Origin of the sequence: Rouxiella chamberiensis (assembly GCF_026967475.1) — a bacterium.
GTDB lineage: Bacteria > Pseudomonadota > Gammaproteobacteria > Enterobacterales > Enterobacteriaceae > Rouxiella > Rouxiella chamberiensis.
Genome location: NZ_CP114058.1, coordinates 2505807 through 2530437, shown reverse-complemented (window position 1 = coordinate 2530437; position 24631 = coordinate 2505807). Strand labels below are relative to the sequence as shown.

Genomic DNA, 24631 nt, shown 5'->3' with positions numbered 1-24631 from the left:
ACCTGGGGAGAGATTTACTTATCGCTCGATAATTAAATATTAATCTCTACTGGACATCTGTGCAACTATTTTTAATAATGATCGTTAAGATATTTTGATAACCATAATCACAAGAGTGATGAAAGGAGGGTGTATGAGCACTGAACAGACGGCACTGGTCCGGAAAAGTCGCGGTCGCCCAAAACAGTTCGACCGTGGAACCGCGCTTAGCAAGGCGTTGAATCTGTTCTGGCGTCACGGCTATGAAGCCACGTCGCTGGCCGACCTCGTCGAGGCCACAGGGGCCAAGGCGCCGACGTTATATGCCGAGTTTGGTAATAAAGAAGGGATGTTTCGCGCCGCAGTAGAGCACTATCTGGCCACTTTTTACGAAAGAAGCCTGTGCCTGCTGAGCCGTTCCGATTTGTCGGTTGAACAGGCCGTAGAACAGTATCTGCGCACCACGGCAGAGATGTTTACCGACTGTGACACGCCGAGCGGTTGTTTCATTATCAATGCCGCGTCAGGTATGTCTGCCGCGTCTCAGGATATCTCCGAGATGCTGCGTTCGCGCCACCTGTCGCAGGAACGCACGCTGTTCGAGTTTTTCGAGAAGAAAAAGCTCACCGGCGAGTTCCCGAACGACACCGACAGTTCGCGTCTGGCGAAGTATGTCGCCACCACGGTACAGGGTATGTCCGTGCAGGCGCGTGATGGCGCAAGTACCGAACAGCTCGGCGCTATCATTGACATGCTGATGTATGTCTGGCCGCAGTTGCGCAGTATTCCCATGCCGAAAACGGTCGCACACTGAGAAACGTATGCCCGTTAGTGAAGTGTTGAGAAAGAAGATAGAGCGTCAGGTGTTGAGTATTTCCGGCCTGGCGCTGGGAGGAATCGATTTTGAACAGCCTCGTGGTGATGTCGGGTTATTTGGCCCCGACAGCGTAGTGTGGCGTGTTCACGGAGACTTCTCCAGCATGCTTTGTGGCGGCGTGAGCGCCTTGTTGCTGCAAATGCTGCATCCCCTGGCTCTGGCGGGTGTGTGGGACCATTCGAACTTCCGTCAGGACATGCTGGGCCGTTTACGACGTACCAGTCAGTTTATTTCAGGGACCACGTTCGGCCCGCTTGCCGATGCGCAACGGCTGATTGAACGTGTTAAAACCATTCATCTCAAGGTAACCGGCGTCGATGCGCAGGGCCAACCTTATGCCGCAAGCGACCCTGAACTCCTGGTTTGGGTACACGTCGCCGAATCCTACAGCTTTTTGCAATCCTATCTTCGTTATCGCAATCCCGATTTGAGCCTCGCCGAACAGGATCAGTACTATCGCGAAGTCGCGCGTGTGGTGGAAGCCCTTGGCGGAAAGAATGTTCCTGTCAGCGTGCAGCAAATCGATGACTATCTCGAACGCATGCGCCCCCAACTTCGCTGCGACGCGCGCACGCAGGAGGTCGTCAAACTTATCCTTAATGCGCCTGCGCCCAGCCGGGTCGCCGTGCCAATTGGAAAGTTGATGGTGTGGTCGGGAATCGAACTGTTGCCTGAATGGGCATTGAAAGAACTCGGGATTACGCTGTCGCCGCTTAAAAGAAAGGGCCTCGACTTTACCATGCGCCGCGTCGCCAGCGTTCTGCGCTGGGCGGTGCGAAACGGTTCGTGGAGTCGTGCGATGCGGCGCGTAGGACGGTTGCCCTAGCGCCGCGCGATTGAGTTATTTCTGCTCGATAGACAATTGCGGCAAGTTGCCGTTTATGAAGGCAGGTGCGGATAAACTCCCGGCCCAATCGGCAGGCCGAGCAGATACCACACCACCAGCATAATCAGCCAGACCACAAAGAACACCACCGGATACGGCAATACCAGCGAGTAATAGGTGCCCAGTTTGGCGTCTTTGCTATAACGCTGGAGGAAGCCTAAAAACAGCGGCAGAAACGGTGACATGGGAGCAAGCGGCAGTACGGACGAGTCGGCAATACGAAATACAATCTGCGCAAACGCCGGATGAAAGCCCAGCAGCATAAACATCGGCACAAAAATGGGCGCGAGAATAGACCAGATAGCCGAACCGCTGGCGATAAACATGCACAGAAACGCCGACAGAAAAATCAGCCCTACAAAGGCCGGGATCCCGGTCATTCCGAGCGTTTCCAGAATATCGGTCAGGCCAAGCGCCATAAACTTGCCCATATTGCTCCAGTTAAAGAACGCCACAAACTGGGACAACGGGAACACCATCACGATAAAACCGGCCATGCCTTTCATGGGATCGATAAGCAGATTGGGAATATCACTCTGCGAACGAATCTGTTTGGTCACCAGTCCGTAGGGAAGCGAAACCACGAAAAAGAACAGGATGATCAGTGGAACAATGCCCTGAATAAACGGTGAAGGCACAATGCCGTGCGTCTGCGGATTGCGCAGCGGCGCAGACTCGGGCACCACCAGCAGCGCCACCAGCGCGATAAAGACCACGGCGGCGATGCCGCTGGCAATCAGACCACGATTCTGGAGCGGCGTCAGGGTTTTCATCTGTTCATCGCGCGCGCCTTCATAGGCGGGCAGGCGCGGCTCGACAAATTTATCGGTCAGCAGACCGCCGACAAAAGTCAGCAACATGACCGAGGCGGCCATAAAGTACCAGTTATCGACCACGCTGACCTGTACCGACGGAGAGATAACTTTCGCGGCTTCGGAACTGAGGCCGGAAAGCAGCACGTCGGTGGTGACAATCAGCAGATTCGCGGTGAAGCCGCAGCCTACGCCCGCAATCGCCGCCAGCAACCCGGCAACGGGATGACGGCCGACGGCAAGAAAAATCAGCGCGCCAAGCGGAGGCATCACGACCAGTGCGGCATCGGAAGAGATGTGGCTAAAGAAGGCGATAAAAATCACCAGATAGCTGGCGTAGCGGGCATTTACGCCTGCCGCCATTTTGTACATCAGACTTTGCAGCAGGCCGACGCGCTCGGCCAGTCCTGCGCCCAGCACCAGCGCCAGAATGGACCCCAGCGGAGCAAAACCACTGAAGTTTTTTACCACATTCGGCAAAATCCACTGGATCCCTTCGGCGCTCAGCAGGTTCTTGACGTGAATAATTTCACCGTTGGCGGGGTTCACCGCCGTAATGCCAAGCCACGAAATCGCCGCGCTGCTCAGCATCAATACCACGATGAGATAGACAAACAGTAAAAACGGGTTCGGGATCTTGTTGCCGATGCGTTCAACCCAGCTGAAAAAGCCGCCGGGGCCGTGATGGTGTTCCTGTGCCTGTATGCTCATAAAATCCCTCGTCGAAAAATGATCAGTGTGATTTCCGCCGGTTTACCGTGCGGTTTGTTGTTATAGGGCGCTGTTTTGGCGCTATTTTTATCTGCGCCGCGCCGAAGGTGAACGATTATCGGCGCGGCGCAGTCAGTCTTTGTATCGTGACTTGACTGGAAAGTGAAGGTTTACACCTTTGCGTTCAACGGCGAAGGCTTGATACCCTCGGGAATGGGGCAGACATAGGGCCTGCGCGCGCGAACGGCCTCGTGTTCCGCCTTGCAGGCCGCGAGCCGGTCCGGGTCCTTGAACAGCGCAGCAGCGGTGGAAGCCATCACTTTGGCGGCCAGACACATCCCTTTGTGCGCCAGCGAGGTTCTGCCCTGCGACACGATTTGCCAGGTGTGCAGCGGAGATCCGACCACAAAGCACGGGCTGAAACACTGCGCGGTCGGCACCAGCCAGCTGACATCGCCCACGTCGGTCGAGCCATAGAGGATATTGTCGTTGGCACAGTAGGGCGCGACGGCATCGGTCAGTGGCGAATGGCGCAGCGTCTCGGCAAATTCGCGGCCTTCGGCACCGCCGGTTTTCGCCATGCTGTTCAGGCTGTTGTCGATATCCTGTTCCGACAGGGTGGCGTAAATCGCGTCTGCAAACTGTTTCTCTTCATCACTGTAGACCGGCGTGCCCAGAGCGCTGACGTACGTATACATCAACGATTCGAGCTGACGATTTGGCGCATAGTTGGAACAGGCCTTGTCGAAACGAACGGTCATCGTGGTGTCGGTCATCAGCGCCGCACCTTTGGCGATATTCACTACGCGGTCGAAAATGGCCTGCGCCTGATCCCTTTGCGGCGCGCGCACCAGATAGAGCACTTCGGCATCGGCCTGAACGACATTCGGCGAGATCCCGCCCGCATTGGTCACTGCATAATGCAGGCGCGCTTCCTGAATGATGTGCTCGCGCAGGAAATTGGCTCCGGTGTTCATCAGGGTCAGGGCGTCGAGCGCGCTACGGCCAAGGTGGGGCGCGGCCGCGGCGTGTGCGGCGGCCCCTTTGAAATGAAATGCCGCCTGAATATTGGCAAGCGTCGGATTGCTGAACATGCCGCTGAAGGTTTCAGGATGCCAGGTCAGGGCGGCATCGACGTCATCGAACAACCCTTCGCGCGCCATAAAGGTTTTGCCCGACCCGCCTTCTTCTCCCGGACAGCCATAGAATCGCACCGTGCCTTGAAGCCCTTCGTTTTCCAGCCAGGCCTTGAGCGCCAGTGCGCCGCCGAGCGCCGCCGTGCCAAGCAGATTATGCCCGCAGCCATGCCCATTGCCATTTTCAATGAGCGGTTGCGGCGATGCGCTGCCCGCCTGCTGGCTGAGTCCGGCCAGCGCATCGAACTCGCCAAGCAGGGCGATGACCGGTTTGCCTTCGCCGATACTGGCGATGAACGCGGTGTCCATGCCGCCCACGCCGCGCTCGACGTGAAAACCCGAATCCTCAAGCTTGTCGGCCAGCAGAGCCGAAGAGAACGACTCTTCAAAACGCGTTTCGGGGTGATCCCAGATTTTATCGCTGATGGCCGACAGCACGTCGCGCCGAGTGTCGATAAAATCGCTGACGAATTCGAGAATGTGCGGATTGGCGGTCATGCGGTTACTCCTTGAAGGTCGAGATATTGAGGGCCAGAGCGGCCAGCGTCTTGATGCCCTGCGTCATGACGTGCTCGTCGAAATCGAATTTTTCGTTGTGATGGCCCGCGCTGAGGTCAGTGCCGAAAATGACGTAGGAGGCCTGACCGCCCAGCGATTTCACGCGCTCCATCATGTAGGTCGCGTCTTCCGAGCCGGCAGCGCCTTCCTGACGGTCGATGATCTTCTCAAACACTCCCAGGTTTTCGGCCTGTCGATGAATGTAATGCACCCACGGTGCGGTCGGTTTGCTGCTCTGTGCCGCGCCCATCAAACGAGTTTCAACCTGCACCTGATACATTTCCGCCGCGCCGGAAATCACCTTCAGCGCCTGCTGATAGATAAACTCGTTGACCTCGTTGGTCGCGCCGCGTGTTTCGACTTTCATCATCGCGCTGGAAGGCACCACGTTACGGCCGGTGCCAGCCTGTAGCACCCCGACGTTGATGCGCGAACTGCCGCCGCTGTGGCGAGGCAGGGCATGGAGGCCCAGAGTGGCCTGCGCCGCCGCCAGCAGGGCATTGCGCCCCTGTTCGGGATTGCCGCCCGCGTGCGCCGCCACGCCGGTAAAGATGACATCCAGCTTGGTGGTTGCCATGAAGGTGTCGTTGCCGCAAACGATATGATGAGCCGGCACGCCCGTGCCGATGTGCACCGCCGTAAAGAAATCCACATCATCGACTACCCCCGCCGCGACCATTGATTTCGCGCCACGCGTGCCTTCCTCTGCTGGCTGAAAAATCAGCTTGAGAGTGCCGCACAGTTGCTCGCGCATCTCCATCAGCAGTTGCGCGAGGCCAAGTCCGATAGTGGTGTGGCCGTCATGACCGCAGGCATGCATCATTCCGCTGTTGAGCGACGCAAAACCTTCACGATAGGGACGATGCTCGTCGTTCAATACTTCATTGAGATCCAGCGCATCCATATCGACCCGATAGGCGATAACCGGCCCCGGATTGCCGGTTTCGAGCGTGGCCACAATGCCGGTGAAACCGCCGGAGAAATGCGGCATCCAGCGGGCAATGGCGCCTTGCTCGAGGGCGCGCTGCTCCTGCTGCTGCAACACGTCGGCGGTGGGCAGCCCCATACGCGACTCGGCATCGATGACTTCGCGGCCTAATTGCAGTCGATAGCCGAGTTCGTCGAGCCGCTCGGCCACCAGTGTCGAGGTGCGAAACTCCAGCCAGCCCGATTCTGCATATTTATGCAAATCACGACGCTGCTGCCGAAGCGCGGGGAAAAGCCGATCAACGCGCTCGTTTAGCGCCTGGAGTGAGGATTTATCGTTTGCTTCAATCATGTTGAACTCTCTTGGGGATCGCCAAAAATGTGATAGTTATTCTAAAATCGCTGTGGCTGCGTTAATTCAATGTACACAAAGCGACCACGGCGTATAAGATGCCAAAATCTTTTAGGTGATAATCAGGGGTTATCGGTAAAGTCATGGCATCTTCCATCAAAATGCATCAGCTCCGGGCGTTTGTCGCCGTCAGTCGGCAGGGAAGTATTCGGGCCGCCAGCCGCTTGCTGAACCTCTCGCAACCCGCCTTGACCAAGTCGGTGAAAGAGCTGGAAGACAGCCTTGGCGCGCAGCTGTTTATTCGCCGCCGACAGGGCGTGACCCTGACCGAATGCGGCGAGATTTTTTCAAGCGTGCCAGCCTGATTCTCGAGGAATTACGGGTCGCGCAGGAGGATATTGCCCAGCGTCTGGGCGCGACGAGCGGGCAGGTCAATATTGGTATCGGCGCGAGCATTGCGCGTACGATCATGCCCGAGGTCATCGACCGCTTTCACCGCGAGTTTCCGCAGGTCAGGGTGCGCATCGCCGAGGGGCAGTTGGTGTCGATGATCCCCGAGCTTCGGCAGGGGCAATTGGACTTCACCATCAACACTTATTATCCCAGTGCCTATGATAACGAACTGTTATACGAAAAACTTATGGATAAAGAGTATCGGGTGGTGTGCCGTCGCGGACATCCGCTGGAAAAGGCGCGATCGATTAACGAATTGCTGGACTGCGACTGGACGCTGCCGACGCCGCGAGGCAGCTATTACAAGCTGCTGCACGAAATGTTCAGTGAAATGGACGTGGAGCCGAAGGTCAGTGTAGTCTGTGAAACCTTTATGTCCTGCACCAGTCTGCTTGCCAAGACCGACTTTCTCTCCGTGTTGTCGTCCGACATCATCAATGATCCTGTTATCGGCCCCAGTCTGGCGGCGCTGGACCTTGATCTGCCACTGCCCAGGGCGACTTTTCATTTAATTCAGCGAAAGGACTCGACGCTGTCGCCGATGGCGGCCCATCTGGCCCACCTTTTTCGTCTTTATTGCCGCTAATCATCACTTTGTGCCGTTTGTCGCGCGTTTTGAGAGTTATGCCAGTTATGCCCTGGGCAGAGAGGTTCTACACTCTATCTAAATGACATCTCTTGAATGAGAACAAGAAGCGGCTTAATCCTGTTGAGGTGATATGCGCCAGTCTGAAATACTCGCTGAAGTCAGTAACGATAAAAAGACCCTGACCGCCATCGTCGAGCAGGACGAGAGGGTGGTGTACCTCTATATCTATGCCCGTGAAGACCTGCGCGACCGCTTTCCGCGTATGCGCGGTTGCTGGGTACGCAATCTTTCACCCGCTCCGGCGCAGGATGACGAGCTGGCGCTGGAACACGGTCTGCCGCCGATGCTGGCGGCCCCGTTCTGCCGCAGCCTTGAAGCCGAAGCGCCGCTGGATCCCGCCGGGATTCAAATTCTGTGGAATGAAAGCGACGACGGGGCGGCTCTCTGGTATCAGGGGTTATTGCTGGCGGTTATTCCCGGCTGGAGTCTGTATATCGAGCATTCCGTAAGTTATTCTGCGGGCTGTATTCAGCAGAATCCGCTGACCTTCCCGCTCGGTTCCGCTTCCACCAATACCCAGTACGCGCTGGCGGAAAAAACACGGCAGTTCTGGCGAGATTGGCAAAACGAAGACCATAATCCCTGGCCGAAACTGCAACGCAATTTCATCGGGGCCTACGAGCAGCGGTTTGGTCCGGCGGTAAAATACTACTCCATTGATCAGGGCACCTGGCCGCCGATGGCGATTTCGCAGCATGAAGATGACGAGAACTACTACTTCTTTACGCTGGGAATGAGCATTCGGCCGATGCCGCAGATTGAGCTTATCTATAACGATGAGGCCGAAGCGCATCGGCGGATTGAACTGGCGTTTGCCGTGGGCAAAGAGTATGTCGATGAAGCCAATGCGGTGCAGATGGCCAGTGCGATGTCGGCTTACGCCCAGTTGCCGTGGGACACGCTGAGCTGGCTGGGGGAGGCGCACACCTTGCTGTCGCCGGTTGCGCCTTTGGGTTATGAGGGGCATATCGTTTCCGCCACGCTCGGCGCGCCGCTCGGCAAAATCGAGATGCCGCGCTGTTATGGCGATCCGGTCAATCTGTTCTGGATAAGCCCGATTTTTGCCAGTGAAATCGAGTTTGCGCAGAGTCAGCCCAATGGCGGTCACGAATTGGTGGCGCTGCTTGTCGAATCTGGTTTACATCCCGTCTTCGCACCGCGATCGCCGGTGGTATAAATCCCGCCCCCACAATATTGTGGGGGCGTTGTGCTTAGCCTTTCACCGTTTTCACGTCAAAATCTTCGGCATCCACGTCATATCCCGACGGTTCCCAGCGAATCGCCATCAGCACAATCAGACCTATCAGCGGCGCGAAGGCAATCACCCAGAACACGCCGGTGCCGAGGGCGGCCGACAGCACCGGGAACAGAAACAGCGAGGCGGTCGAGCTTGCACGCACCAGAATCTGGTTGAAACCGACGCCCACACCGCGCAGCGAAGTCGGGTAGCTCAGCGAGGCGAAAGTCATGGTATGCGAACCCGGACCAATCCCCTGACCAAACAGGAACAGCGCCAGCATCGAGATGGAAATCGCCGCCTGCGTACCGTTGTCCGGATGGCCGACTACCGCCAGACCAATCATCGCAATCAGTTGCAGTGCATATCCTGCCACCGTCATATTCCAGGCCCCCAGCACCGGCACAAAACGCACCGCCAGCAAGCCGCCAACAAACGCAAAGCACAGATTGAGGCCGAGCGAGAACAGAATGGTGCTCATCATCGACTGCGCAAGGAAGGTCGAGAGGATAACCGGCAAGCCAAAGGCCACGGCATTGTAGGCAAACGGTGACACCAGCGAGGTCACGGTCGCCAGAATGGTGCGCTTCAGATAGACACCCTTCAGCAGCTCGCCATAGTTGCTCCATGCGGCTTTACGGACTTCCGGCTGTGGTTGCAGAGTGGCCTCTTTCGCCACTTCGACATTGATATTGTAGGAGCGACGCAAAATGGCCGCCGCGCCTTCAAGATCGCCCTGATTGGCGGTCCAGACCGGCGATTCATTCATGTAGCGGTGGCGAATCGCGATGATGAGCAGTGCAGGCACCGCCCCGAATCCGAGGATGATGCGCCACAGAATACCGGTCTGATCGGCAGGCAGCACCGCATAAAGCAGCAACACCAGCAGATAGGAAATACTGATAGCCGCGTACCAGGTCGGGCACCACATCGCCACCCGGGACGCCTTGTTGCCCCGCCCCGAAAGCTTGGAGAACTCGGCCAGAAACGCCATCGCGACCGGCAGATCGATACCGACACCGACGCCCATCACGAAGCGCGACCCGCCCAGCACCCACTCGTTGGGCGCAAAGGCGCAGGCCAATGCCGCCACCACGAAGAAGAACATGTCGGCCATGAAGACACGATAACGGCCAATCTTGTCGGTAAGATAGCCGCCGAACAGCGCGCCAACGATTGCGCCAAGGGTAATGGCCGAGGCAACCATACCTGCGCCCGACGGCGTCAGCCCGAACTGGCGGGTGATATCTTTCATGCCGAAGGCCAGACCGCCGAGGTCATAGGCGTCGAGGAAAACGCCTCCGAGCGCAATGGCAATCACGACGCGGGCATCGCTAAGCTTGGTGGCGCCCTGATTAACCAGACGGGTGATGTCGGCCGCAGAACGGATAAGCGTCGGCTCGGAGCCGACGCCTGAGGTGTGGGAATACCCTGTCGAGGCGGCGGAAGAGGCCGCAATAGTGTCAGACATTTTTTTAACTACGCTTTTATTAAAAAAGGCAGTATAGACGTCCAGACACCCGCATCACAAGCGTAAATTAAATCTTATTCACTCCCAGACCAAAACCGCCTTGATGACATTACCCCGATGGGCGTCTTTCACCGCGCGATTGATATCGTCAAAATCATAATAAGTAATCAGTTGTTCCAGCGGGAATTGTCCCTGTTTCCAGTATTCGATGAGTTTGGGCAGAAACTCCTGCGCGACGGAATTCCCCTGAATCACACTGATAGCCTTACGACCTTGCGTGAGCGGCTCGCCCGCCGATCCGGTAAGACGAACCAGCGTGCCACCCTGTTTCAGCACGTCTTGCCCCAGTTCGTCGAGATGCGCGATACCGGTGGTGTCGATGACATAATCAAGATGCGGACACAGCGTCGCCAGATAGTTTTCCTGATCCGAGTTGATGGTTTCGGTCGCGCCCAGTTTACTCGCCAGCGCCAGACGGGCGGGGGAGCGATCGACGGCAATAATGGTCTTCGCACCGGCGATTTTCGCCGCCATTACGGCAGACAGACCAACCGCCCCGGTGCCCATCACCATCAGACTCTCGCCGGGCTGTACGTTTAAGGTATTGAATACCGTACCTGCGCCCGTTTGCACGCCACAGCCCAGCGGAGCCAATACCTCGAGCGGCAGATCGTCTGGAATTTTCACCAGATTCTGTTCGGTCACCAGCGTGTAATCGGCGAAGGCCGACTGGCCGAAGAAGTGTCCCTGTACGTTTTCAGGATATGCACTGCTGCCGTCAAGGCGTTGAAAGCCGAAATTCAGTTTGTTGAAATGTTGGCATTCATAAGGCTGGCGGTCTTTACAAGGCGGGCATTGGCCGCAGGACTGATAGGAGAGCAGCACGTGGTCGCCGGGTTTAACGGACTTAACCGCGCTGCCCACGCGCTCGACGATGCCGGCACCTTCATGGCCCAGAATCGCGCCTTCAGTCATGAAACCGAGATCGGTGTGGCAAATTCCGCAGGCCACTATCTTTATGCCAACTTCGTTTTCCTGCGGTTCGGCGAGTTCCAGTTCGCGGAAAACCAGGTGTTGATGGTTGTCGACAACGGCGGCGTGAATGGTTCTAAAGGGGGTCTCATTGCTCATAATTGCCTCATTATTCGATTAAATGCCGCGTGGTCGCGGGCTGTATTCATTCGGATGTTTTCAGCGAAATTTTGATAAAGCTAAGCACGTAAAGTCAGTTTACTCCTCTTCCCGCACCTGTTTTTATGACTGGCCGTTTTGTGCTCTCGTCATAATTTGAACTATCCTTTTAACACTTCATTTTATGTACGGATTTTCAACTTTTTACTTTGATCCCGGCCGCTCTTTTACCCGTCAAGAGGAAAATAACATGGCGCGCGCAACAGGAAATATTCGTTTGAGAAGTATAGCTGCCGCAGCGGCACTGGCGATGCTCGGTAGCCTGAGTCTTTCTGCGCAGGCAGCGGAAAACGTCAAGGTTGGCTCGAAAATCGATACCGAAGGCTCGCTGCTGGGGAATCTGATTATTCAGGTACTCGATGCCAACGGCATCAAAACCACCAATAAACTGCAACTGGGCAACACTAAAGTGCTGCGCGGCGCGATCACGGCCGGCGAAATCGATATCTATCCGGAATACACCGGAAACGGCGCATTTTTCTTCTCCGATGAAAAAGATGCGGCCTGGAAAAACGCCCGTCAGGGCTATGACAAGGTGAAAAAGCTCGATTACGATCAGAACAAGATTGTCTGGCTCGACCCGTCTCCGGCCAATAATACCTGGACGATTGCAGTACGTCAGGACATCGCCACGGCGAATCATCTGCAAACGCTGTCAGACCTTGGTAAATGGATTAACGGCGGCGGCGACTTCAAGCTGGCGGCCTCGGCGGAATTCATCGAGCGTCCCGATGCGCTGCCCGCCTTTGAAAATGCCTATGATTTCAAACTGAAACAGAACCAGCTGCTGTCGCTGGCCGGTGGCGATACCGCCGTGACCCTCAAGGCAGCGGCCGAGAAAACGTCTGGCGTGAATGCCGCAATGGCTTATGGCACGGACGGTCCGGTTGCTGCGCTGGGTCTGCAAACCTTGCAGGATCCTAAAGGCGTACAGCCTATCTATGCGCCTACGCCGATTATTCGTGAAGCCGTTTTGAAAGAATATCCGCAAATTCCCGAGTTGCTGAAACCGGTCTTCGCCTCGCTGGATGGCCCAACGCTGCAAAAACTCAACGCGCAGATTGCTGTAGGTGGCGCAGACGCCAGGAAAGTGGCGGCAAAATATCTGCAGCAGAAAGGATTCGTCAAGGCGAAGTCGTAATCTGAAACCGGCGTAGGCAGGGAGACAGAGTTTGAATATTGGGGTTAAAAATCGCGTACTGCTTACGCTTTTGCTGCTGCTGATGGCTGCCGGAACCGGTTTGGCCTTTGTCACACATGCGCCGAATCGATTGATGTCGGGGCAGGGGATCCCGCTGCCCGGCCTGCTCTCGGGAATCAACGCGCTGCTTCTGCTGCCCGTGATTCTGCTGCTGGTTCTGGTGTTCATCACGCCGTCGAAGGGGAGTTATCTCGCCAGTCTGATGCTGGCCGAGGTGTTGTTCACGGCGCTGGTGGCGCTGGCAGGGCATCAGGCCGAAGTGCTGACGGGCGGTGATGAAGACAGCCTGGCGCGAATCTCGTTTGGCGGCGGTTTCTGGGCGACCACTGCGCTGTGTCTGCTTATCGCGTCCGATGCCATCAGCCGTTTCACCGCCAATCACAGTTGGCGGGTGGTGTTGAACGTTCAGCTCGCGCTGCCCGTCATTTTTCTGCTGGCCAGCGGCGCGCTGTCCCAGCTTTCGCTTCTCAAAGAGTATGACAATCGGGCCGACGTCTTTGATGCCGCTCTCTGGCAGCATCTGGGAATTCTTGTCGGCACGCTGGTACCGTCGCTGGCTATCGGCTTGCCGCTCGGTATTTTCTGTAGCCGTTCGCCACGCTGGCGGCCACCGATTCTCTCCGTGTTAAATATTATTCAAACCTTGCCGTCGATTGCGCTTTTTGGCCTGCTGCTGGCACCGCTTGCCGGACTGGCACGCGCAATCCCGTGGCTGGGCGCACATGGCATCAGCGGCATTGGCGCAGCCCCGGCCATAATCGCGCTGGTGCTGTATTCGTTGCTGCCGCTGGTGCGCAGCGTGATTGCGGGGATGCATTCCGTCGCGCCTGCGGTTATCGAATCCGCGACCGGCATGGGGCTGAACCGTGCCCAGGTTTTTCTCAAGGTCCAGTTTCCGATTGCGCTGCCGGTCATTCTTTCCGGCGTGCGGATTGTGGCCGTGCAGACCGTTGGCATGGCGATGGTGGCCGCGCTGATTGGCGCAGGCGGATTGGGCGCCATCATGTTTCAGGGCCTGTTGAGCAGCGCGCTGGATCTGGTGCTGCTCGGCGTGATCCCGTTGGTGCTGATGGCCGCGATCGTCGACGGTATCTTTAAATTTCTTGTCTCAATGCTGGAGACCGCACGCAGATGATCACTTTTTCCGGCGTCAGTAAACACTTTGCGGGCAAGGCGGTGGTGCAGGATATCGACCTGCACATTGCCAGGGGCGAATTTACGGTGCTGATTGGCACCTCGGGGTCGGGCAAATCGACCACTCTGAAAATGATCAATCGACTGATTGAACACGACAGAGGGCAAATCACCTTCGCCGACGAGCCCATCGAAAAATTTCGCGCGCAGGATCTGCGCCGCCGCATGGGATACGCCATTCAATCGATTGGCCTGTTTCCGCACTGGACGGTGGAGGAGAACATCGCCACGGTACCGCAGTTGCTGAAATGGCCGAAAGCCAGAATCCGCGATCGCGTGACGGAGTTGATGACGTTGCTGCATCTGGACCCGCAGCAGTTTCGCCAGCGCTATCCGCATCAGCTTTCCGGCGGTCAGCAGCAACGGGTGGGCGTGGCGCGCGCGTTGGCGTCCGATCCGGAAGTGTTGCTGATGGATGAACCTTTTGGCGCGCTGGACCCCGTCACCCGCGCCACGCTGCAACACGAGATTGCCCGTATTCATCAGATGTCGGGCCGCACCATTGTGCTGGTGACGCATGATATCGACGAGGCGCTGGCGCTGGCCGACCGCATCGTGCTGCTCGGAGAAGGCAAAATCGTGCAGCAGGGCACGCCGCTCGACATGCTGACGCGCCCGGCTACGCCGTTTGTGCGCGACTTCTTTGGCCGCAGTGACATGGGCATCAAGCTTTTGTCGCTGGCGCAGGTTGGCGACAGAACGCGGCGGGGTGAACAGGCGGCAGGCGAGCCGATAGCCGCCTCCATGACCTTGCGTGAAGCGCTGTCGGTATTTGTCGCCCGTCATACCGAGCGATTGCCGGTGGTGGATGAAAGCGGACAGTCTCTGGGCGTGCTGCATTTCTCCGACCTGATTGCCGAGACCAGGAGGGTGCATGAAGGCCGGTGCGTCGCGGGTGAGGCGCGTGGTGTGTGATCCGCTTGGCTGGGTCATCGTAGCTTTTCTCGCGCTGGTGTTTGGCATGAGTTCGCTCGGCTGGCTGTTCCATGCGCTGTTTCCGGCGCTGGATCGTCCGGTGTATCTTCAGGACAGCTTTGCCAGTCTGGTTATCGCGCATCTGCTGCTGGTCGGCATCTCCAGTCTTATTGCCGTTGTTATCGGCATGCTGGCGGGTATTGGCGTAACGCGGCGGGCTGGCAGGGAGTTTCGCGCGCTGGTCGAGACGCTGGTCGCGATGGGGCAGACCTTTCCGCCGGTGGCCGTGCTGGCCGTTGCGGTGCCGGTGATGGGTTTCAGTGAAAAACCGGCGATTATTGCGTTGGTGCTCTACGGTTTGCTGCCGATTTTGCAAGGCACGATCGCGGGCATCGAGTCGGTGCCGTCTTCTGCCCGCGAGATTGCCGAAGGGGTTGGCATGAGCCGTTGGCAAATTCTGAGCCGCGTCGAATTGCCCCTTGCCTCGCCCGTGATTTTAGCGGGTGTTCGCACCTCGGTGATTATCAATATCGGGACGGCGGCCATTGCCGCAACCGTCGGCACGCAGAGTCTAGGCTCGCCGATTATTATCGGCCTCAGCGGCTTCAATACGGCCTACGTTTTGCAGGGAGCATTGGTCATTGCGCTGCTGGCGATTATTGTCGACATGGCCTTTGAACGCTGGAGCCGACGTTTACAATATGGGCAATCCCGCGCGCAGCGATAATTACGATGACACCACGGATTTCAAATAATGCGCCGTGCCGTTGTCTTCGGAAAACTGGGACAAGATATTCACCGCTTTCAACAAGCTTTGATGAATTTTCTCCGCAGAGGCGATAAATTCATCGTAAGGCGTGGCAATGTCTTCGGGCGTTATCGTGACGAATGACGGCGCGGCGGGCGTTGGCGTTGAACAGGAAGGCGGTTTGGGCCTGGCGGTTGATAGGGAGATAACATTCGGGTTACCGCGAGAGGGAGTGGGCGTTTCATCATGACGACGCAGCACGCGGCGCGAGGTTTCACGCGATGTTCCACGCAACATGTCGGAGAGCGCATCGGAGTAGGCCAGCGCATTTTTACCCGTCTGCTGCTGGCGAAACTCGGCGGTGAAAAATATTTTCCCGCGTGCGGGTCTGGGCGGAGTCGGCGTGAAATCGATATTGCGATTATTTATGGTTTTTAATCTTTCAACCATTTCTCGGGGCGTCGGGACTTTGTTCCACACGGCAATATGTTGATTTAGGGGCGAACTTCTAAGGATATTTCTTGAGATAGCCAGCATGATTCATTCCTTTTTAATATTATTCAGGAAACATCAGCCGCCATTATAAATAAATGCCTGCAAGGAAAATAATGCTCATATTCAATGAGAATTCTGTTAACTATTCAGCAGGTGAATACGTTGCAGCGCGATGCGGGATCGCGCCGGCAAATGAGCAGACCTGGCCGCGGCAGGTCTCAGGAGGCTGTCGAAGAGGAGGCTGGCGCAGCAGAGGGCGTCGGTACACTGGCGGGCATCTTAACAGGCTCTTCGATAACAATGGCATAGCCTGCGACCATCACGCCGCCGATAGCGCCGATGGCCATAAGACCAAACAGGGCGATAAACAGTTTTTTACCTAGATTATTCATTTTTGCCGAGCTTCGTTAAAAACAGAGGCTGTGATTATAAGACGTTTAGGCGGGGTGACACAGTCATAATTTGTGCGAATGCTTTTCTACATCCCCCTTTTGCGTGCGCCGCTCGTGAAATTTTGGGTCAATAGCACGCGTTAACTTGCTCATCAGTGCCTTGATGGCGTTAACTATCCGCCTCTCTTTTTCATTGATAAGTTCATACCATGTCACTTCCGGCCCTGCGTTCGCTCCTGCCGCTGATTGCTGCGCTCTTTGCTCTCTATTTCATTTGGGGGTCGACCTATCTGGTCATTCGCGTCGGGGTCGAAAGCTGGCCGCCGCTCATGATGGCCGGTCTGCGTTTCCTGACGGCAGGCATCGTGATGTTTATTTTTCTGCTGCTGCGCGGCCACAGCGTGCCTGCGCTGCGCGAGTGGCTGGCGGCCGGTATGATTGGCATTCTCCTGCTCGCCGTGGGCAACGGGCTGGTGACCGTCGCCGAACACCTTGATGTGCCCTCGGGCATTGCGGCCGTCATGGTTGCCACGGTCCCGCTGTTTACCCTGTGTTTTAGCCGCATGTGGGGCATGCCAAACAGTCGTCTCGAGTGGGCGGGTGTCGCAATCGGCCTGTTCGGCATTGTGTTGCTGAACACCGGCAGTAATCTCAACGGCAATCCCTGGGGAGCTTTGCTGATTCTGATGGCGTCGTTGAGCTGGGCGTTTGGCTCCGTTTTGAGCGCACGGGTGACACTGCCGAAAGGGCTGATGGCCGGGGCGGCAGAGATGCTGATTGCCGGTGTCGCGCTGCTGATTGCAAGCTCTCTTGCCGGAGAACGTCTGCACGAGGTGCCGTCACCCGCCGGTTTTGCGGCGCTGGCGTATCTGGTGGTCTTTGGCTCGATGATTGCCGTCAGCGCCTACATGTTTCTGCTAAAGACGGTCAGACCTGCGATAGCGACAAGCTATGCCTATGTGAATCCTGTCGTTGCCGTGTTGCTCGGGATTGGCTTTGCCGGAGAGTCATTGTCGCCGGTGGAATGGCTGGCGCTGGGCGTGATTCTGGGAGCGGTATTGCTGGTGACGCTCGGGCGTTTTGTATTCAAACCCGCGCTGAAAGACCCTGACGCCGCCGAATAATCCCGGGAAGTCGGTTTTTTCGGGATAAGGTCGTCAAACAGAGGGCCGCCGCCTAAACGCCGTGCGGCTCGCCTTCGTTTTCGGCGGCTTCTTCATCTGTGGATTGCATCAATACGGCCGCGCTGCCCAGCAGCGTAATCGGTACGCCGGACTCCAGCCAATGCTGATATTTTGCCCGCTGGATGCGGTTAAGGCGGCCTTCGGCCCACAGCAAAATCTGCTCGGCCTTGACACTCTCCACCTGCGGGTCGACGAACGGGTCGGGCAGCAGATCGATTTGGTATCCGGCACTGCTGCGCACGATGGCCTCGAGCCACAGCTCGATGCGGTCGATATCTCCCCATCCCATCAATAGCGCTTTATTGCCCGTTTTCTTATGTTGCGTGCTCATGCAGCCCACGGCGTGTTCAATCAGAATACCGTCCAGCAGACCGCGCAGATAATGGGTTGAGGGATTTGAAGAAAGACGTGAGCGCAGAGGGCGGAGCACATTGTTGACCAGATTTTCAGCCGGATATTCGCGACTTAATTCGGTAATCAACTGACGAATTCTGGGGGTTTTTTCTTCCTGCACCACGCTCATCAACTGCTGTTCAAGCTGACTCCAGCCACTGGTCTGCGGTGCCGGTGTCTCTTCCAGCAGGCCTTTTACCTGACTAACGGGGACGCCGCGGTTGATCCAGCCGACAATGGTGCGGATGGTTTCGAGATCGTTTTCATCAAATAAACGGTGTCCACCTTCAGTGCGTTGAGGTTTGAGAAGACCGTAACGTCGCTGCCAGGCGCGCAGTGTGACAGGATTGATGCCGCAAATGCGTGCGACCTCGCCGATGCTGTACAAAGACATATAGATATTCCGTTAAATGACTCAGCTTGTTCTTACTCTAATCCTACGCTGGCAACTTGTACACGTTTAATGTGCTTGTACAAGTTGCCAACCGCGAGGGATTGTTGTTTATTATGAATTTATCACCCTCGATCTCAAGGATTAAAACACGTGTTAGTCATCAGTGAATTAAAAAAAGAGCCGTATTCGCAGGATTTTTCGCGCGCCGATCTGCTGAGTTTGAGCGAAACACTTGAAGGTTGCGTGGCGCTGGGGGCAAGCGTCGGCTTTGTACCGCCTTTCGGGCAGGCCGAAGCGCTGGCCTTCTGGCATCAGCTGTTGCCTGCCTTTGCCGCAGGCGATCGCCGCATTCTGGTCGCGCGGCTGGAAGGCAGAATAGTCGGCACGGTTCAGCTGGTCACCGACATGCCCGGTAACGGTGAACATCGCGCCGACGTGGTGAAGTTGCTGGTGCATCCAGAGGCAAGAAGGCAGGGAATTGCCAGAAAGCTGATGCAGATGATTGAAAAGGTAGCCAAAAGCGAAAACAAATCCCTTCTGGTGCTCGATACCGTGACCAATAGCGAGGCGCAGGCGCTCTACCATTCGCTCGGCTATGAGCTTTCCGGCATTATTCCGGACTACGCCATGTCCACGAAAGGCGTTCTGGAATCGACCAGTGTGATGTACAAGAAAATCTGACGACGCGTTGGCAAGAAGAACGGGCGCAAACAGGCAAGAGGTCGCACCTTCCACCTCCTGCCTTCGTGCGATAACGCCTTGTCTCAATGCCCTGTGGCTACGGATTTCGCAGACGGAAACCTGATGCCCCTATCTAGGCTTTTCCACTCCAGGATTTCAGCGCATCGTCGCGTACTTTCAGTTTCTGTTCGGGCGTCAACTTGTTGTAACCCGGTGCCAGACCGCTTTCCCAATCGCCGTACAGCGGGTTGGGCAGCACGATAAACTGGGTGCCAAACTTGTTGTGGTTGCTGTTGACGAAGTTGCGGCGTTCGGCGTTGCTCTTGTGATAGGTCAGCGCGCCGAAATCGTTCAGGTTGTCACCCACATACAGCACGATGCTGTAGCCTTCGGCCTTGATGGCGTCAAAGCGGGCCTGCTTGTTGGAGGTCGTGGTGCTCAGCCGGACCGTCTGCTCATTGACGTTCGGGAAGCCGAGGCGTTGCAGATTGGCAACCGTCGCGGCGTAGTCCTTGTGGTCACGGTTGGAGACGTAGAACATTATTCCGCCGTGGCTGTCGACATATTGGGCAAAACTCACCGCGCCCGGTACGGCGGTGGCCTCTTTAGCCTGCGTCCATTGCGACCAGGTCTTGTCGTCGAACGGCTTGTTGGCTTTAACCTGCCACGCACTGTAGGCGCTGTTGTCTATCATGGTTTCGTCGAGGTCGACCACTACCGCTTTCGGTTTGCCGGTTAACGACTGGGATTTGTCAAACGCGTAGGTCGCGGTGGTAAAGGCCTGATAGGCCAGCGCCTGATATTCACCCGACTGCTGGAACCAGTTCAGCGCCATGACCGATTGATCGTTTAACTGCGCGGCGGCCTCGGATTTGGACTGCTGGGCACATCCTGTCAGCGCCAGAAATACCAGCGCACCCGTGCCGTAAAGCGAAGCTTTTTTCATCATTATGGTTTTCTTCCTGTGTGAGTGTAGAGCGGTCTTTGCCTAAACGAAGAGGTTAAAATGTAGCAGATTCAGCGGGCTGGAACAGGTTGAAAATACCATTATTTTTCAGAAATAATCATTTCCTATGACGTAAAAAAGCCGGGTGATGAGCCCGGCAAGAGATTCAGAAAATAAAGGTAAAGCGAGGGCATTTCGAGTTATAAGGCGGTTAAAACTGGTAGGTCAGACCCAATGCCACGACGTCGTCATTATTCAGACCTAATTTATTATCATCGCTAAGGCGGTTTATTTTATAATCAACGAATGTCGACATATTTTTATTGAAATAATAGGTTGCAGCGACGTCAATATATTTAATCAGGTCGGCATCACCCACGCCTTCAATATCTTTGGCTTTGGTTTGTACATAACCCAATGACGGACGAAGACCCCAGTCGAACTGATATTGCGCGACGGCTTCAAATGTCTGGGCCTTATCGGCGTAACCGCTGACTGCGGCAGGCGTCTGACTTGAAGAACCGGCCGGAACGTTAATGGCAATCATGCGACGGGTTTCGGCATAGATAGCGGCGAGATAAACGCCGTTATTATCGTATTTCAGGCCGGCGTTCCAGGCGGTGGCTTTATCGCCGTCGCCCAATGCGGAATTGGCCTGGGTATTGGTGCGGTCGGAAGACGTGTAACCGGCACCCGCGCTGATGCCCGCGCCGATATCATAGGTCAGGGCCGCTGCATAGCCGTCACCGTTCGAGGTGCTGGCGGTGCGGGTTGAGCTGTCGTCATTTTTACCCTGGTATTGCAGGGCGATATTCAGGCCGTCGACCAACCCGAAGAAGCCGCGGTTGCGGTAGGTCGCCATGCCGTTGCCGCGACCGGTCATGAAGCGGTCGGCCTTGGTGTAGCCATCGCCGCCAAACTCCGGGAACATATCGGTCCAGCCCGCGATGTCATACAGCGCACCGTAGTTGCGGCCGTAGTCAAAAGATCCCCACTGGTTGAATTTAAGCCCTGCAAACCCGAGACGGGTTTTTGAACCGGAGGTACCCTGCGCTTCGGAGACGTTGTCGGCAACCTGATATTCCCACTGGCCATAACCGGTCAGGGCATCGCTGATTTTTGTCTGACCTTTAAAGCCAAAACGGACATAACTCTGGTCACCATCACTGCTGCTTGCATCAGAGAAATAATGTTCGGCTTTGACACGACCATAAAGATCGAGTTTATTTCCGTCCTTGTTATAAATTTCCGCTGCATGTGCGCCTGTGGCAATCAGTAATGATGGAATTAATATTGCCAGAAGATTACGTTTCATTTTAAACCCTGTATTTATGTTTAAACGTGAGTGTCACGTTTTATTTAAAAGACGCTGTCATCGTATGTGCTGTTATTTCCATCTCGTGTGGGAATTTTTGCAGCGAGAGATTTTTACCTTATATTTGTGATCAATTTATGACAGCGAAAAAAGGCGATAAATAAAATAAGTGAATGATTTTAATAAGCTTGCTAATTAAATGGCGATGTCATCAATTTGCGGCTGACGTGGGCAGGCGAGTGTGGGACAATGACGGCAACCTATGAAAACGATAAGAGATGCATGGCGCTGTCCTCCGCAGTAAAAGATCAGATTAGTCAGTGGTACAAAGCCCTACAGCAGCAAATTCCGGATTTTATCTCCCGAGCCCCGCAGCGTCAGATGATAGCTGAGGTCGCGAAGGCATTGACCAGCGATTCTGCCCGCCACCTTGCCATCGAGGCTCCAACCGGCGTCGGCAAAACCCTGTCGTACCTGATCCCTGGAATTGCCGTGAGCCGCGCCGAAGAAAAACCGTTGGTGATAAGCACCGCCAACGTCGCGCTGCAGGATCAAATTTTCAGTAAAGATCTGCCACTGCTCAAAAAGATCATTCCCGACCTGAAATTCACCGGGGCCTTTGGCCGTGGGCGCTACGTGTGCCCGCGAAACCTGTCGATGATGAGCAATGAAAATGCGCAGGGCGATCTCGGGCTGTTTCTGGACGATGAACTGGCGCCGTCAACCGGGGAAGAGCAGCAATTTTGTGCAACGCTCGAAAAAGCGCTGGCCCGCTATGAGTGGGACGGTCTACGCGATCACTACAAAAAAACCATCGACGATCCGCTGTGGCTGAAACTCAGTACCGACAAGGCCAACTGTCTGGGACGTAACTGCCACTATTACCGCGAATGCCCGTATTTTGTGGCGCGAAAAGAGATTGAGAGTGCCGATGTGGTGGTCACCAATCACGCGCTGGTGATGGCCGCGCTGGAATCGGAATCGGTGCTGCCCAATGCCAAGGATCTGCTGCTGGTGCTCGACGAAGGCCATCATCTGCCTGAAGTGGCGCGCGATGCGCTGGAGGTCGATGCCGAAATCACCGCCGTGTGGAATCATCTGCAACTCGATAACTTCATGCGCCAGATTGAGCAGTGCATTGCGCTGTTTACTCCCAAAAATCCGCCGCCGCTCGCCAACGCCGAACGTCTGCACAATCACGTTGCCGAAATGCGCGAGCTGTTGCTGCTGATTGAACAGCAAATAACGGTTTATGTGCCGGCCGACGTGCCCGAGGCGGAATATCGCTTCGAGATGGGCGCGCTGCCACCCGAGCTGACCGAACTTTGCGCGCGCCTGTTCAAGCTGACCGATGCACTGCGCAGCCTGGCCGAATACATGCTCAACGATTTGGCGGAGAAGACCGGCAAACACGATATTGCCCGCCTGCACCGCGCTATCTTGCAGATGAGCCGCATGCTCGGCTATCTCGAAACCATGACCAAACTCTGGCGATTGGCAGCGCTCGATAAAGCCTCCAACGCGCCCATCGGCAAATGGGTGACGCGCGCCTTTTTCGATAACCAGACACATCTGGTGTTTCACTGCGTCGGCATTCGCGTGAGCGATCAGCTGGAAAAAATGCTCTGGCGCAAAGTGCCGCACGTGGTCGTGACCTCGGCCACGCTGCGATCGCTGAACAGTTTCTCGCGTCTGCAGGAGATGAGCGGCCTGAATGAAAAGGCGGGCGACCAGTTTATCAGTCTGGATTCGCCGTTTAATCATGTCGAGCAGGGCAAAATCGTCATCCCGCAGATGCGCACCGAACCGCTGATGGCCAACGAAGCGCAGCATATTCAGGAGATGAGCGATTTCTTCCGTGCCGAACTGGCGAGCGAAAAACATCGCGGCATGCTGGTGCTGTTTGCCAGCAATCGCGCGTTGCAGCAGTTTGTCGAGCTGTTGCCTGACCTGCGACTGATGTTACTGGTGCAGGGCGACCAGCCTCGCTATCGGCTGGTGGAAGCGCATCGCGAGCGCGTCGAGGCGGGGCAGGTCAGCGTGCTGGTCGGGCTGCAATCTTTCGCCGAAGGGCTGGACTTGAAAGGCGACTTGCTGACGCAGGTGCATATCCACAAGATTGCCTTCCCGCCTATCGACAGCCCGGTCATCCTCACGGAAGGCGAATGGCTGAAAACCCTGAAACGTTATCCGTTTGAAGTGCAGAGTCTGCCGAGCGCCTCGTTTAATCTGATTCAGCAAGTGGGGCGGCTTATCCGCAGCCACGAGTGTCGCGGTGAAATCGTCATCTATGACAGGCGTTTGCTGACCAAAAACTACGGCCCGCGACTGCTGGCCGCGCTGCCGGTTTTCCCTATCGAGCAACGCGAAATGCCGGAACCCGGCTTCAACAAATATGTTCCGCTCAAGAAAACCAGAGTGATCAAGGCCCGTCGACGCCGCTAGTGCGGGTTTGGCCCTTTCCGAATGACGTCAAGGCGCAGGCTGGGTTATGCTGGAGTCATTCGCAGGTGAGGGTAGAGCAATGGATTTTACTAAAATTATCAAAGAAGTCGGGCGCGGAAAAAATCATGCCCGCGATCTCGACAAAGAACAGGCGCTGGCCTTGTATCGACTGATGCTGGCGGGCGACGTGCCCGACCTGCAACTCGGCGGCTTGCTGATTGCCTTTCGAATCAAGGGAGAAGCCGAGCAGGAGATGCTCGGCTTTTATCAGGCGATGGAAGAGCAGACCCTCGAGCTAACCGCGCCTGCCCATCGCCCCATGCCGGTGGTTATCCCGAGTTATAACGGCGCGCGCAAGCAGGCCAACCTGACGCCGCTACTGGCGATATTGCTGCATCGGCTGGGTCTGCCGGTCGTGGTGCACGGCGTGACGGAAGATCCGAGCCGTGTCACCAGCCATGAAATTTTCGCGGCGCTGGGCATGGCGCCCGCTACCTCCGCGCAAGCTGCACAAACGTGGCTGGATGAAGGACGCGGCCCCGTATTTATTCCGGTTTCAATCCTGTGTCCGGCCATCGACAAACAGCTTCAACTGCGCTGGCAGATGGGCGTGCGCAACAGCAGCCATACGCTAGCCAAGCTGGCAACGCCGTTTCGCCAGCAATCCGCACTGCGGCTCGCGAGCGTGTCGCACCCGGAATACATCCAGCGCGTCTCCTCTTTCTTCCATGATATTTCGGGCCGGGCGCTGTTGTCGCAAGGGACGGAAGGCGAAGTCTATGCCAATCCGCTGCGCAGCGCGCCGGTGCATCTGATTACCGATGGCGGGCAGCGCATCCTGCACGAGCGTCAGGCGTTTGCCGCGCAGGATCTCCCTGCATCCCGCGACGCACACACCACGGCGGCGTGGATAACCCGCTGTCTTGAAGGCGAGGTCGCCGTGCCCGAGGCGATTCTCAATCAGCTCGCGTGCTGCCTGGTGGCAACCGACATGGCCGCCGACCTGCCCGCCGCACGGCTAAAGGTCGAGGCGCTTTTTAGCCTGAGTGACGTCGACAGACCTTCGGCGTCACCTTACACTTGATGGAT

20 protein-coding genes and 2 pseudogenes are annotated in these 24631 nt (G+C 56.3%); 12 read left to right on the top strand and 10 right to left on the bottom strand.

The window, feature by feature from the left end; genetic code table 11:
* Nucleotides 1-133: 133 nt before the first annotated feature.
* Nucleotides 134-793, top strand: coding sequence for a TetR/AcrR family transcriptional regulator (locus O1V66_RS11720; RefSeq protein ID WP_045046271.1), 660 nt, complete (start codon nt 134-136; stop codon nt 791-793).
* 7 nt (nt 794-800) lie between these two features.
* Nucleotides 801-1682 (top strand): oxygenase MpaB family protein, encoded by an 882-nt coding sequence (locus O1V66_RS11715; protein WP_045046272.1) that lies wholly within the window; start codon nt 801-803, stop codon nt 1680-1682.
* Nucleotides 1683-1735: 53 nt separating this feature from the next.
* Here the strand turns inward: O1V66_RS11715 and abgT are convergent, their stop codons facing one another.
* The 3 genes from abgT to O1V66_RS11700 form a co-directional block, all read right to left on the bottom strand.
* Nucleotides 1736-3265 carry a p-aminobenzoyl-glutamate transporter gene (abgT, locus tag O1V66_RS11710; RefSeq protein ID WP_045046273.1) on the bottom strand — a complete coding sequence of 510 codons (1530 nt, stop codon included), beginning with the start codon at nt 3263-3265 and terminating at the stop codon, nt 1736-1738.
* A gap of 170 nt (nt 3266-3435) precedes the next feature.
* On the bottom strand, nt 3436-4899 hold the full coding sequence (locus O1V66_RS11705) for a M20 family metallopeptidase (protein ID WP_045046274.1): 1464 nt from the start codon (nt 4897-4899) through the stop codon (nt 3436-3438).
* Nucleotides 4900-4903: 4 nt separating this feature from the next.
* Nucleotides 4904-6238, bottom strand: coding sequence for a M20 family metallo-hydrolase (locus tag O1V66_RS11700; RefSeq protein ID WP_045046275.1), 1335 nt, complete (start codon nt 6236-6238; stop codon nt 4904-4906).
* Between the two features lie 143 nt (nt 6239-6381).
* On the opposite strand from O1V66_RS11700, the pseudogene O1V66_RS11695 reads away from it, so the two are divergent.
* Both O1V66_RS11695 and O1V66_RS11690 read left to right on the top strand, forming a co-directional pair.
* Nucleotides 6382-7277: pseudogene (locus O1V66_RS11695) on the top strand (LysR family transcriptional regulator).
* 133 nt (nt 7278-7410) lie between these two features.
* Entirely contained in the window at nt 7411-8517 is a 1107-nt protein-coding gene (locus O1V66_RS11690; RefSeq protein ID WP_045046277.1) for a suppressor of fused domain protein, read from the top strand.
* A gap of 34 nt (nt 8518-8551) precedes the next feature.
* On the opposite strand, the gene O1V66_RS11685 is transcribed toward O1V66_RS11690, so the two are convergent.
* Together O1V66_RS11685 and O1V66_RS11680 are read right to left on the bottom strand one after the other, a co-directional pair.
* A complete protein-coding gene (locus O1V66_RS11685) occupies nt 8552-10048 on the bottom strand; it encodes an MFS transporter (RefSeq protein ID WP_045046278.1) in 1497 nt (498 codons plus the stop codon).
* 78 nt (nt 10049-10126) lie between these two features.
* A complete protein-coding gene (locus O1V66_RS11680; RefSeq protein ID WP_045046279.1) occupies nt 10127-11179 on the bottom strand; it encodes an NAD(P)-dependent alcohol dehydrogenase in 1053 nt (350 codons plus the stop codon).
* 310 nt (nt 11180-11489) lie between these two features.
* Here O1V66_RS11680 and osmF point away from each other — a divergent pair, with 310 nt between their 5' ends.
* The 4 genes from osmF to O1V66_RS11660 are packed head-to-tail and all read left to right on the top strand — an operon-like array spanning nt 11490 to nt 15276.
* The gene (gene osmF, locus O1V66_RS11675) at nt 11490-12380 is read left to right on the top strand and encodes a glycine betaine ABC transporter substrate-binding protein OsmF (protein ID WP_241481361.1); all 891 of its coding nucleotides are present in this window, start codon (nt 11490-11492) and stop codon (nt 12378-12380) included.
* A 37-nt stretch (nt 12381-12417) separates the two neighbouring features.
* Nucleotides 12418-13575, top strand: a complete 1158-nt coding sequence (locus O1V66_RS11670; RefSeq protein WP_277619519.1) for an ABC transporter permease — start codon at nt 12418-12420, stop codon at nt 13573-13575.
* Nucleotides 13572-14549: an ABC transporter ATP-binding protein gene (locus tag O1V66_RS11665; RefSeq protein ID WP_269127502.1), complete on the top strand. Its 978-nt coding sequence runs from the start codon at nt 13572-13574 to the stop codon at nt 14547-14549. Before O1V66_RS11670 ends, O1V66_RS11665 begins: the two co-directional genes overlap by 4 nt.
* The gene (locus O1V66_RS11660; RefSeq protein WP_152623561.1) at nt 14509-15276 is read left to right on the top strand and encodes an ABC transporter permease; all 768 of its coding nucleotides are present in this window, start codon (nt 14509-14511) and stop codon (nt 15274-15276) included. The genes O1V66_RS11665 and O1V66_RS11660 overlap by 41 nt, the downstream gene beginning before the upstream one ends.
* Here the strand turns inward: O1V66_RS11660 and O1V66_RS11655 are convergent, their stop codons facing one another.
* Nucleotides 15277-15834: a hypothetical protein gene (locus O1V66_RS11655; protein ID WP_152623562.1), complete on the bottom strand. Its 558-nt coding sequence runs from the start codon at nt 15832-15834 to the stop codon at nt 15277-15279.
* 251 nt (nt 15835-16085) lie between these two features.
* Nucleotides 16086-16184, bottom strand: a pseudogene (locus O1V66_RS21775) (hypothetical protein); the annotation flags it as partial.
* Between the two features lie 209 nt (nt 16185-16393).
* On the opposite strand from O1V66_RS21775, the gene yedA reads away from it, so the two are divergent.
* On the top strand, nt 16394-17308 hold the full coding sequence (yedA, locus tag O1V66_RS11645) for a drug/metabolite exporter YedA (protein WP_045046283.1): 915 nt from the start codon (nt 16394-16396) through the stop codon (nt 17306-17308).
* A 52-nt stretch (nt 17309-17360) separates the two neighbouring features.
* On the opposite strand, the gene O1V66_RS11640 is transcribed toward yedA, so the two are convergent.
* Entirely contained in the window at nt 17361-18155 is a 795-nt protein-coding gene (locus O1V66_RS11640) for a MerR family transcriptional regulator (protein WP_045046284.1), read from the bottom strand.
* Between the two features lie 159 nt (nt 18156-18314).
* Here O1V66_RS11640 and O1V66_RS11635 point away from each other — a divergent pair, with 159 nt between their 5' ends.
* Nucleotides 18315-18836, top strand: coding sequence for a GNAT family N-acetyltransferase (locus tag O1V66_RS11635; protein ID WP_241481362.1), 522 nt, complete (start codon nt 18315-18317; stop codon nt 18834-18836).
* A 133-nt stretch (nt 18837-18969) separates the two neighbouring features.
* On the opposite strand, the gene O1V66_RS11630 is transcribed toward O1V66_RS11635, so the two are convergent.
* Both O1V66_RS11630 and O1V66_RS11625 read right to left on the bottom strand, forming a co-directional pair.
* Nucleotides 18970-19782, bottom strand: a complete 813-nt coding sequence (locus O1V66_RS11630) for a 5'-nucleotidase, lipoprotein e(P4) family (RefSeq protein WP_045046856.1) — start codon at nt 19780-19782, stop codon at nt 18970-18972.
* 211 nt (nt 19783-19993) lie between these two features.
* A complete protein-coding gene (locus tag O1V66_RS11625; protein ID WP_045046286.1) occupies nt 19994-21097 on the bottom strand; it encodes a porin in 1104 nt (367 codons plus the stop codon).
* Nucleotides 21098-21379: 282 nt separating this feature from the next.
* Here O1V66_RS11625 and dinG point away from each other — a divergent pair, with 282 nt between their 5' ends.
* The gene (gene dinG / locus O1V66_RS11620; RefSeq protein ID WP_045046857.1) at nt 21380-23542 is read left to right on the top strand and encodes an ATP-dependent DNA helicase DinG; all 2163 of its coding nucleotides are present in this window, start codon (nt 21380-21382) and stop codon (nt 23540-23542) included.
* 79 nt (nt 23543-23621) lie between these two features.
* The gene (ybiB, locus tag O1V66_RS11615) at nt 23622-24626 is read left to right on the top strand and encodes a DNA-binding protein YbiB (protein ID WP_269127495.1); all 1005 of its coding nucleotides are present in this window, start codon (nt 23622-23624) and stop codon (nt 24624-24626) included.
* Nucleotides 24627-24631: the final 5 nt, after the last annotated feature.

Bases quoted from the DNA above. Each gene is read 5' to 3' on its own strand.
- O1V66_RS11720 (WP_045046271.1), top strand. From the start codon at position 134: ATGAGCACTGAACAGACGGCACTGGTCCGGAAAAGTCGCGGTCGCCCA.
- O1V66_RS11715 (WP_045046272.1), top strand. From the start codon at position 801: ATGCCCGTTAGTGAAGTGTTGAGAAAGAAGATAGAGCGTCAGGTGTTG.
- abgT (WP_045046273.1), bottom strand. From the start codon at position 3,265: ATGAGCATACAGGCACAGGAACACCATCACGGCCCCGGCGGCTTTTTC.
- O1V66_RS11705 (WP_045046274.1), bottom strand. From the start codon at position 4,899: ATGACCGCCAATCCGCACATTCTCGAATTCGTCAGCGATTTTATCGAC.
- O1V66_RS11700 (WP_045046275.1), bottom strand. From the start codon at position 6,238: ATGATTGAAGCAAACGATAAATCCTCACTCCAGGCGCTAAACGAGCGC.
- O1V66_RS11690 (WP_045046277.1), top strand. From the start codon at position 7,411: ATGCGCCAGTCTGAAATACTCGCTGAAGTCAGTAACGATAAAAAGACC.
- O1V66_RS11685 (WP_045046278.1), bottom strand. From the start codon at position 10,048: ATGTCTGACACTATTGCGGCCTCTTCCGCCGCCTCGACAGGGTATTCC.
- O1V66_RS11680 (WP_045046279.1), bottom strand. From the start codon at position 11,179: ATGAGCAATGAGACCCCCTTTAGAACCATTCACGCCGCCGTTGTCGAC.
- osmF (WP_241481361.1), top strand. From the start codon at position 11,490: ATGCTCGGTAGCCTGAGTCTTTCTGCGCAGGCAGCGGAAAACGTCAAG.
- O1V66_RS11665 (WP_269127502.1), top strand. From the start codon at position 13,572: ATGATCACTTTTTCCGGCGTCAGTAAACACTTTGCGGGCAAGGCGGTG.
- O1V66_RS11660 (WP_152623561.1), top strand. From the start codon at position 14,509: ATGAAGGCCGGTGCGTCGCGGGTGAGGCGCGTGGTGTGTGATCCGCTT.
- O1V66_RS11655 (WP_152623562.1), bottom strand. From the start codon at position 15,834: ATGCTGGCTATCTCAAGAAATATCCTTAGAAGTTCGCCCCTAAATCAA.
- yedA (WP_045046283.1), top strand. From the start codon at position 16,394: ATGTCACTTCCGGCCCTGCGTTCGCTCCTGCCGCTGATTGCTGCGCTC.
- O1V66_RS11640 (WP_045046284.1), bottom strand. From the start codon at position 18,155: ATGTCTTTGTACAGCATCGGCGAGGTCGCACGCATTTGCGGCATCAAT.
- O1V66_RS11630 (WP_045046856.1), bottom strand. From the start codon at position 19,782: ATGAAAAAAGCTTCGCTTTACGGCACGGGTGCGCTGGTATTTCTGGCG.
- O1V66_RS11625 (WP_045046286.1), bottom strand. From the start codon at position 21,097: ATGAAACGTAATCTTCTGGCAATATTAATTCCATCATTACTGATTGCC.
- dinG (WP_045046857.1), top strand. From the start codon at position 21,380: ATGGCGCTGTCCTCCGCAGTAAAAGATCAGATTAGTCAGTGGTACAAA.
- ybiB (WP_269127495.1), top strand. From the start codon at position 23,622: ATGGATTTTACTAAAATTATCAAAGAAGTCGGGCGCGGAAAAAATCAT.